Raw genomic sequence first — 2,393 nt, 5'->3', positions numbered from 1 at the left:
CTGGTACTGTGGATGGTCCTGCTGGCGATGGGCGACTGGCTTTCCACAATAACTCATTCCGAGATCGCCAAGACTCGGCTGCATCTGGAACGACGCGAGCTCGAGGAACAGATTCGTCACTATCGAGCGACGCAGGCAAACTCCGCATCAAACAAGAACGACTCGACCACCCAGTCCTGACAGAGGCGAGGGCCACCGATGCACTCCAGCGGCGTTCAAAACTACGGTCTCCTGCTCCTTGCGATCACGGCGGTCAGTTGCAGCAGCCAGTCAGCCCCACAGTCAAAGTCGTCCCTCCCCCCGACGGATCGCAGGCCTGCCGCAGTCGAAACTCTGGCCACCCCCGGGGCCGCTCCCTCCGAAGAGGCCGCACAGGAGCAGAATCCTCTTCCGCGGTCACCCCGCAGACGTGCCACTCCCATCGAAATCGCCCCTGCCACGACATCTCAAGCCACCGACGCGGAATTCTCGCCGGAACAGCTCGAACGTCAGCGCGAGGCACTGAAACCTCTTCAGGTGCTGCTGGGAAACTGGAAAGGCCTGTCGCGAAAAGCCCACTCAGATCAGCCCAAGTGGGAATACGACTGGGTGACTGACCCCAACCACCCCGGACTACGGATCGTATCGGATGCTGGAGTCTATATCCGCAATGGACGTCTGACATACCGACCTGAATCGGACCAGTTTGAGCTGACAACCACCGACGCCGAGGGTTCACACCGCACCTTTCAAGGGACCTTCATCGAACCGATCCGCGATGTCACCACAGACGAAAAGAAGCTTCAGCGCACCTTCAAACTTCAACTGACCGAAACAACGGCCCAACCATCCGACATTCAGTGGCGACTGACCTTCAATCAGCAGGAAAACAATCGCTACATTCTGGAGGTGGATCGAAAGCGGAACAACGGCCCGTTCAGCCGTGTCGACACCATCCACACGCAGCGCGAGGGAACCTCGTTCGCACTCAGTGAGTCTGATTATGGCAGCAAGACGTGCATCATCTCTCAGGGATTAGGCACGATCTCCGTCAGCTACAAGGGACAATCATTCTGGGTCTGCTGCACAGGCTGCAAAGCGGCGTTCGAAGAAGATCCAGAAAAATGGATTGCGAAGTGGGAAGCGCGGAAGAAAAAGTAAGGCCCGTTTCGGTCTGCAAGCCCGGTAACACACCTCGTCTCCCACCCCTTGAAATCCCCACACGGCCCGCCGAGTCAATCAGGTGAGAGCCGCGGGACGTTGCATTCGGAAATATTTTTCCGAACCGCCGCCGGAAATCAAAGACCGACGGGAGATCAAAGACCGAATAGTCGCTTCAGAGCGTTGATTAGTCCATGCGGAGTGCCGGCCCGAGCCTCGTCCTTGAGTGCTTCCAGCGGCGGATGAAGCAGTTTATTGACGATCCGTCCGACGGTCCGTTCAATTTGTTCGCGGTCATGACTGGTCAGTTGCGGCAGCTTGTTGAAGAGTCGCTCCAGTTCGTCCTTGCTGACCGCATGCCAATCCTGCATCAGTCTTGAAACGACTTCGCCGCTGGCACGGTGGTAGTATTCCGCCATGAAACGAGCGGTCTCGTCGTCGATCAACTGCCGTGCCTTGTCGATTTCACGGACGCGGGCTTTGCGATTTTCTTCGCACGTGTTTCGCAAGCTGTCGATGTCGTACAAGAACACGTTATCAAGTTCACCGACATCCGTCGCAAAATCGCGAGGGGCCCCGAGATCGAGAATAAAGGCGGTGCGGCGGGGATCGGCCTGACGCACGCGCTTAAACAGTTTTGCATCGACGATCGGCCTGTCGGCCCCCGTCGTGCTGACAATGACATCCGCGCGACCGAGCCAGGTTTCCAGTTCAGACCATGGAGCGGCACGCCCGCCCCATTCGGCGGCGACACGTTCGGCCCGTTCAGGACTGCGATTGACGACCACGATATCGCGGACCCCTTCGTCCTTCAGATACCGCAGCGTTTCTTCTGCCATCTCACCCGCCCCAATGACCAGAACCATCTTGTCATCGAAGTGATCAAAAATACTCTTGGCAAAGTCCCCGACAGCGACACTGGCGATCGAGACTTTACCTTCCGACAATCGCGTCTCGGTCCGAACCCGCGCGGAAGTCCGAATGGCACCCTGGAACAAAGCGTGTGAGATTGGTCCGCATGATCCCGTCACTTCGGCGGCGCGATACGCCTCGCGCACCTGGTTCACAATCTGCGGCTCTCCGAGCACCATGCTGTCGAGCGACGAAATGACTTCGTAGAGGTGTCGAACCGCTTCCGAACCTGTAGCGACCCGAAGTTCCCCGACAAATTCGTCGAGCGGTACACCATGGAATTCGGACAGAAACTGAGCAAGCTGGGGCGGAGTCAGTGGTTCTGCATCGGACCCACGGGC

The 2,393-nt window shown here is 58.0% G+C and carries 3 protein-coding genes; 2 read left to right on the top strand and 1 reads right to left on the bottom strand.

From position 1 onward, the window contains the following. Together VGE80_RS24635 and VGE80_RS24630 are read left to right on the top strand one after the other, a co-directional pair. Positions 1 to 180, top strand: a 180-nt coding sequence (locus VGE80_RS24635; protein ID WP_440594497.1) for a hypothetical protein, incomplete at its 5' end; no start/stop codon positions are given. An 18-nt stretch (positions 181 to 198) separates the two neighbouring features. Beyond that, positions 199 to 1,140, top strand: coding sequence for a hypothetical protein (locus VGE80_RS24630; RefSeq protein WP_440594496.1), 942 nt, complete (start codon positions 199 to 201; stop codon positions 1,138 to 1,140). A 155-nt stretch (positions 1,141 to 1,295) separates the two neighbouring features. Here VGE80_RS24630 and hemA read toward each other — a convergent pair. Beyond that, positions 1,296 to 2,393 (bottom strand): glutamyl-tRNA reductase (gene hemA, locus VGE80_RS24625; protein WP_440594495.1); only part of this gene is annotated, 1,098 nt, incomplete at its 5' end.

This window comes from Schlesneria sp., assembly GCF_036405755.1.
Taxonomy (GTDB): Bacteria; Planctomycetota; Planctomycetia; order Planctomycetales; family Planctomycetaceae; genus Schlesneria; species Schlesneria sphaerica.
The sequence above is the reverse complement of the archived record's forward strand: the minus strand, read 5'-3'. Positions and strand labels throughout refer to the sequence as shown.